At 73.6% G+C, this 6,594-nt stretch carries 6 protein-coding genes; 5 read left to right on the forward strand and 1 reads right to left on the reverse strand.

The features are described 5' to 3' along the window. Positions 1 to 180 precede the first annotated feature (180 nt). The gene (locus GTW43_RS19640; protein WP_161303326.1) at positions 181 to 750 is read right to left on the reverse strand and encodes an SAV_6107 family HEPN domain-containing protein; all 570 of its coding nucleotides are present in this window, start codon (positions 748 to 750) and stop codon (positions 181 to 183) included. Positions 751 to 1,005: 255 nt separating this feature from the next. Here GTW43_RS19640 and GTW43_RS19645 point away from each other — a divergent pair, with 255 nt between their 5' ends. The 5 genes from GTW43_RS19645 to GTW43_RS19665 form a co-directional block, all read left to right on the forward strand. Next, a complete protein-coding gene (locus GTW43_RS19645; RefSeq protein ID WP_343246062.1) occupies positions 1,006 to 1,830 on the forward strand; it encodes an ATP-binding cassette domain-containing protein in 825 nt (274 codons plus the stop codon). Beyond that, entirely contained in the window at positions 1,802 to 3,886 is a 2,085-nt protein-coding gene (locus GTW43_RS19650) for a YhgE/Pip domain-containing protein (protein WP_161303327.1), read from the forward strand. Before GTW43_RS19645 ends, GTW43_RS19650 begins: the two co-directional genes overlap by 29 nt. Before the next feature lie 35 nt (positions 3,887 to 3,921). Next, a complete protein-coding gene (locus GTW43_RS19655; protein ID WP_161303328.1) occupies positions 3,922 to 4,548 on the forward strand; it encodes a TetR/AcrR family transcriptional regulator in 627 nt (208 codons plus the stop codon). A 419-nt stretch (positions 4,549 to 4,967) separates the two neighbouring features. After that, positions 4,968 to 5,576: a DUF4126 domain-containing protein gene (locus GTW43_RS19660; RefSeq protein WP_161303329.1), complete on the forward strand. Its 609-nt coding sequence runs from the start codon at positions 4,968 to 4,970 to the stop codon at positions 5,574 to 5,576. Between the two features lie 46 nt (positions 5,577 to 5,622). Continuing rightward, a partial coding sequence (locus GTW43_RS19665) for an FAD-dependent oxidoreductase (RefSeq protein ID WP_161303330.1) occupies positions 5,623 to 6,594 on the forward strand: 972 nt, incomplete at its 3' end.

The raw sequence follows: 6,594 nt of genomic DNA on the forward strand, positions 1-6,594 counted from the left end.
GCGCCGACGGAGGCTGGGGGGAGGCGGGCGGGCGCATCGGGTCCGACACGGCTGAGGCTCCTCGGCGCGGCTCCGGCTGGCGGCGGAGCATGAACAGGTTCGGGCGCCTCCACCCTAATGGGCCGGGGCACACGGCCATGCCCGGTGCCCCGCCGCCTCACGCCCAGGTCACCCGGCGGATCATCCGGCGTCGGGCACCTCCGTCCGCGCCGGGCGCTCCTCGTCCTCGCGGCGGGGTTGCGGCAGGACCGGCTGGAGGACGAGCAGGCGCTCGACGAGACGCAGGAACATCGCGGCGTCGCGCAGCAGATCGTCGGCGTCGCGCGCGGTGGCGGCGCCGCGTATGCCCGCCTCCGCACGGGCCCTGCGGGTCGCTCCCGAGGCGAACAGGGCGCTCCACTCGGTCAGCTCGGGGGCTATCTCGGGCAGGACCTCCCACGCGCTGCGGATCCTGGCGCGGCGCCGGGGTGTGGGCTCGGGCCGGCCGCGGGCGGCGAGCACGGCGGCGGCGGTGCGCAGCGCGGCCAGGTGGGCCGTCGCGTACCGCTCGTTGGACGGCTCCAGGGCGGCGGCCTCGTCGAGTCCGGCACGGGCCTGGGCGAGCAGGTCGAGGGCGGCGGGCGGGGCACCGGCGCGGCGGAGCACCGGGTGGACGTCGCTCGCCGGTCCGGTCGATGAGGGGGCAGGGGCAGGGCCGGTGACGGCACGGCGGCCTGCGGCGGCCGCGGTGGGTGCCTGGTGTCCAGCCATGACGAACCTCCTGTCGTCTGTGTGACGGCTTCGTGGCCGTATGTGTCCATCGTGCGGGTCACCACTGACAATCCGGCCTGACCTGCGCTTTTGCTTCGCGCAGAGGTTCGAGCTATTTTTGTACTGACCAGTCAGTTCAAAGAGGGGGCAGCCGTGGACGCGGACGGCCGGGAGGCGGAAGGCCGAGGAGCGGACGGCCGAGGCATCGGCAGCCGGGCCGGCGGGGGCGCGGCTGTCAGCGCCGCGGGATTCGGGGTGAAGGGGCCGCGCGGCTGGGCGTTCCGGGACGTGGACATCGACGCGCCCGCCGGATCGCTCGTCGTGATCGAGGGCCCTTCGGGCAGCGGCCGCACCTGTCTGCTGCTCGCGCTGACGGGCCGGATGCGGCCGAGCGCGGGCACGGCGCGGGTCGGGGCCCTGCGACTGCCCCGGCAGATGGCGGCCCTGCGCCGGATCAGCGCGCTCGCGCACGTGCAGGGCGTGACGGACCTCGACCCCGCCCTCACCGTCGCCGAACACCTCCGGGAGCGGGCCCTGCTCCAGCGGCGCTTCGGCGGCGGCCTGCGCGGGCTGCTGCGGCCGCGCTCCGAGCGGGCCGCCGAGGCACGGCTGCGCATCGACACGGCGCTGGCCGCGGCCGGCCTGGACCGCGAGAGCCTGCCCAAGGGGTCCCGTACCGCGGTGCGCGACCTCGAACGGACCGAGGCGCTGCGGCTCTCGCTCGCTCTTGCCCTGATCGGCCGGCCGGAGCTGCTCGGCGTGGACGACACGGACCTGAAGCTGTCCGACGCCGAGCGCGAGGCGGTCTGGGCGCAGTTGAGGTCGATCGCCGCGGCGGGCACCACGGTGCTGGCCGTGTGCAGCGAGGCACCTCCGGAGACGGCGGACACGGCCGACACGACGCACACGGTGGACACCGTCGTCGTCCGGACGGCGCAGGCGCGCACCGCCGCCGCCGCGGAGGCCGCCACCACAGCCACAGCCACAGCCACAGCCGGAACCGACACGAACACCGACACCGACACCGACACCGACGGGGGAACGACCGACGATGCGCTCGCCGAAGCTGGCCGCTCTTGAGCTCAGGCGCTTCGGCAGGGGGAAGCTGCCACGCGCCGCGCTCGTCGCACTCCTCCTGCTGCCGCTGCTCTACGGAGCCCTGTACCTGTGGTCCTTCTGGGATCCCTACGGCCGGCTCGACAAGATCCCGGTCGCGCTCGTCAACGACGACCGGGGCGCGTCCGCGGCGGGCCGGAAGATCACCGCGGGCGACGACATCACCAAGGGGCTGTACGACAGCGACACCTTCCAGTGGCACGAGGTCAGCGCCGCCCAGGCCGCACGAGGCGTCGAGGACGGCACGTACTACCTGTCGCTGACGATGCCCGCCGACTTCAGCAGGCGCATCGCGTCCAGCTCGGGCGACGCCCCGCAGACGGGCGCCCTGAAGGTGCGCACCAACGACGCGAACAACTACATCGTCGGGCAGATATCCCGGACGGTGTTCTCCGAGGTGCGCTCCGCCGCCTCCACGCACGCGTCGCGCTCGTTCCTGGACAAGATCTTCATCTCGTTCTCCGACATCCACGACGCGACCCAGAAGGCGGCGAAGGGAGCCGACGAGCTCGAGGGCGGCATCGGGAAGGCGAAGAAGGGCTCCAAGGATCTGGCCGACGGCCTCAAGGACGCCAAGAAGGGCAGCGGCGACCTGGCGAGCGGCCTCAAGAAGCTCGACAAGGGCTCGGGCGACCTGGAGACCGGCTCGCGGCAGGTCGCGGCGGGGACCAGGACGCTCGCCGACAAGGTCAACGGAGCCGCCGACGAGGTACGGCCGTTCCTGAAGAACAACAAGAAGCAGATCGCCGACACCGCCCGGCTGGTCGCCGACTCCGCCAAGGGTGTGCGGCACAACCTGGACACCCTGGTGAAGATCGCGCCCACCGCGCGCAAGGGCGCCCACGCGGGCTCCGACATCCTGGGCGTCATCTACGAGCGCCGGTGCGAGAAGGCGCTGATCGACGACCCGGCCTGCCCTGACCTCAAGAAGGCGGCGACGGCGGCGCAGGACGTCGCCACCGTCTCGGACGACCTGCACAGCATCGTGCGGGACGAGCACGGGGACCTGGACCTCATGGACCGTCACCTGAAGACGCTCCAGGAGCAGTCCGAGGCGCTCGCCGAGCGCGCGCCCACGCTCGACCAGGACGTCGAGAACGCCGTCGCGCAGATCAACAAGCTCGACAAGGGCGCGGGCAAGGTCGCCGCGGGTGCCAAGAAGCTGCACGCCGGCCTCGGCACCGCGCACACCGGCTCGACCGAGCTGGACAGCGGCGTGGGCAAGCTGCGGACCGGCGCCGACGATCTCTCGGGCGGGATGTACCAGCTCGCCGACGGCTCCGGGAAGCTGGCGGGCGGGCTCCACGACGGCGTCGGGAAGATCCCCGACTACGACAAGCACGACCGCGACCGGCGCACCGGGGTGATGGCCGACCCGGTCCAGCTGGCCTCCCAGACGCTCCACAAGGCGCCCAACTACGGCACCGGATTCGCGCCGTACTTCATCCCTCTGTCCCTGTGGGTCGGCGCGATGGTCGGCTACATGCTGATCCAGCCGCTCAACCGGCGGGCCCTCGCGGCCGGTGCCTCCTCCTGGCGGGTGGCCCTCGCCGGATGGCTGCCGGTGGCCGCCGTCGGTGTGCTCCAGGTGGGCGCCCTGATGGCCGTGCTGCACTGGGCGCTCGGCCTCCAGATGCTGCACGCGGCCGGCACGGTCGCCTTCCTGGGCCTGGTCACCCTGTGCTTCGCGGCGGTCGTCCAGTGGCTCAACGCCCGCTTCGGCGCGGCGGGCCGCATCCTGGTGCTCGCCTTCCTGATGCTCCAGCTGACCTCGGCGGGCGGCACGTACCCCGTGCAGACCAGCCCGGGCTTCTTCAACGCCCTGCACCCGTTCCTGCCGATGAGCTACGTGGTCGAGGCGCTGCGCCGGCTCATCTCCGGCGGCGGGCTCGGGCCGGTGTGGCAGGCGTGCGCCGTGCTCACCGCGTTCACGGCCGGGGCGCTCGCCCTCACCGCCTGGACGGCACGGCGCAAGCAGGTGTGGTCGCTCGACCGGCTGCACCCGGAACTGAGCCTGTGAGCGGGGCCACGGAGCGGCCTGTGAGAATCGGAGGCATGGAAAGCAGCACACGGCGGCAGGCCACCCGGCAGAAGCTCTACGAGGCGGCGGTCACGCTCATCGCCGAGCAGGGGTTCTCCGCGACGACGGTGGACGAGATCGCCGAACGCGCCGGGGTCGCGAAGGGCACGGTCTACTACAACTTCGCCAGCAAGTCGGTGCTCTTCGAGGAGCTCCTGCGGCACGGTGTCGGGCTGCTGACCGCGTCGCTGCGGGACGCCGCGCGGAAGGCGGACGAGCGCGGCGGCAGCAAGGTCGACGCGCTGGACGCGATGATCCGCGCGGGCCTGGTCTTCATCGACGAGTACCCGGCCTTCACCCAGCTGTACGTGGCGGAGCTGTGGCGGACGAACCGGGCCTGGCAGTCCACGCTCGCCGTGGTCCGCCAAGAGGCGGTGGCCGTCGTGGAGGGCGTGCTGCGCGGCGCCGTGGACGGCGGCGAGCTGAGCGAGGAGATCGACGTACCGCTCACCGCGGCCGCGCTCGTCGGGATGGTGCTGGTGGCGGCCCTGGACTGGCAGGCGTTCCAGCCCGAGCGGTCCCTGGACGACGTGCACGCCGCGCTGTCGCTGCTGCTGCAGGGACGGGTGGGCGGCGGCCAGCCGCTGACCGGCCGGGCCTGACGCGACCGGCGCGGACGGACGCGGACGCCTGGCGTCGGGCACGCGGGGCACGCGCGCGGGGCGCACGGGTCCGACGCGGAACATGAAAGCGCCGGTCCGGCGCGGCCTGTGGTCCCAGGCCCACCGGACCGGCGCGTCCCCCGTTGTCCCCCGTCGAACCCCGTGCGGTCTCCCCCGGGTCCCCCGTGCCTCGCTCCCACCCCTGGGGGTGAGAGGAGCGGCCAGGAGCGCTGCTTCCGTTCCGCCGCCCCGTGTCGGCGGTACCGGAGCGGCGCCCCTCTCCGTGGTCTCCACTCTCCCGTCCGCGCAGGTCGCGCCCCATCCGCGTACCTACTCATCTCCGCGTCTAGGTACGGATACTCAGACGTGCGCGCTCTCCCCCAGGCACACGGAGTGCTCCACTGGTTACGCTCGACACCGTGTCCGTACTCCCCCTGGTCTTCACCAGTGGCTGGGCGAGCGGCATCAACGCGTACGCGGTGATCCTGCTGCTCGGCGTCTTCGGCGCGACCGGCCTGAGTGACGACGTGCCCGAGTCGCTGCAGCGGCCCGACGTGCTGATCGCGGCGGGCGTGCTGTTCCTGTGCGAGGCCGTCGCCGACAAGATCCCGTACGTGGACTCGGTGTGGGACACGGTGCACACCGTGATCCGGCCCGTGTCCGGCGCCGTGGTCGGGGCGCTGCTCGCCGGCCAGACCGGCTCGCTGTCGGACCTCGCGGCCGGGGCGATCGGCGGGTCCACGGCGCTGGCCAGCCACACGGTGAAGGCCGGGACCCGGATGGCGGTGAACACCTCGCCCGAACCGGTGTCGAACTTCGTGCTGAGCACCGCGGAGGACCTCGGCGTCGGCGGCATCGTCTCGTTCGCGATGTTCCATCCCGAGGCGGCCGCGATCATCGCGGCGGTGCTGCTGGTGCTCGGTCTGCTGATGCTGTTCCTGCTGGTGCACCGGATCCGCCGGTTCCTGCGCCGACGCGCGCAGCGGCGCGAGGAGAAGCGGCTGGCCCGCGCGTCGCCACCGCCCTGAGCACCTCGCGGCGGCGCTGTCGGTGGCGGCGGATAAGGTCCCTGGCATGGCACGAATTGCGGTGATCGGCGCGGGCATGGGCGCCATGGCGGCCGCCGCCCGGCTGGCCGTCGCGGGCCACCGTCCGGTGGTGTTCGAGCGGACGTCGACGTACGGCGGGGCGGTGGGCCGCTTCGCGCGCGACGGCTTCGCGTTCGACACGGGGCCGGGCCTGCTCCTGCTCCCGGCGGTGTACCGGGACCTGTTCGTGAAGACGGGCAAGGAGCCGCTGGAGGACGTGGTCGGGCTGACGCAGATCGAGCCCGCGGTGCGGCACGTCTTCGCGGACGGCACCCGGACGGACCTGCCGAACGCACGGCGGGCGGGGGTCGCCGAGGCACTGGACGCGACCGTGGGGGCGGGCGCGGGCGGCCTCTGGTCGGCGTTCATGAACCGCGCGCGGGAGGCCTGGGACCGCTCCCGGCGCCCGCTCCTGGAGGAGCCGCTCTGGCCGAACTGGCAGGTGCTGGCCGAGCGCGAGCCGTACCCCGCGGTCACGCAGCGGCGTCTGCTGCGCAAGGACCGCGCGGCGACGACGCTGGCTGGGATCGGCGCCCTGGAGCTCGGTGGCGTGCCGCATCTGGTGGCGCTCCTCGAGCAGTACGCGCTGGCCTACGGCCTCGATCCGCGGACGGCACCGGCGAGCGCGGCCGTGCTGCCCTACATGGAGCAGACGTTCGGCACGTGGGCCGTGACCGGCGGCATGCGCGCGCTGGCGGACGCGGTGCACGCGCGCTGCGTGCGGCGCAAGGTCGACTTCCGGTTCGGCGCGGACGTGCGGCGGATCGTCGTGAAGGACGGCCGGGCGGCCGGCGTGGAGCTGGCCGACGGCACGGTGGAGGACGCGGAGTCCGTCGTGGCGGGCGTCGCGCCGGCCGTGCTCGACGGGCTGCTGCCGGACCGCGCGGTGCGGGGCGCGGTGCCCGCCCAGCGCGAGGCGGCGCGGCCGAGCCGGCTGACCGTCCACCTGGCGCTGCGA

The organism is Streptomyces sp. SID5785, from assembly GCF_009870065.1.
Classification (GTDB): Bacteria; Actinomycetota; Actinomycetes; order Streptomycetales; family Streptomycetaceae; genus Streptomyces.

Excerpts from the sequence above, each read along its gene's own strand:
- GTW43_RS19640 (WP_161303326.1), bottom strand. The coding sequence starts at position 750 with ATGGCTGGACACCAGGCACCCACCGCGGCCGCCGCAGGCCGCCGTGCC.
- GTW43_RS19650 (WP_161303327.1), top strand. The coding sequence starts at position 1,802 with ATGCGCTCGCCGAAGCTGGCCGCTCTTGAGCTCAGGCGCTTCGGCAGG.
- GTW43_RS19655 (WP_161303328.1), top strand. The coding sequence starts at position 3,922 with ATGGAAAGCAGCACACGGCGGCAGGCCACCCGGCAGAAGCTCTACGAG.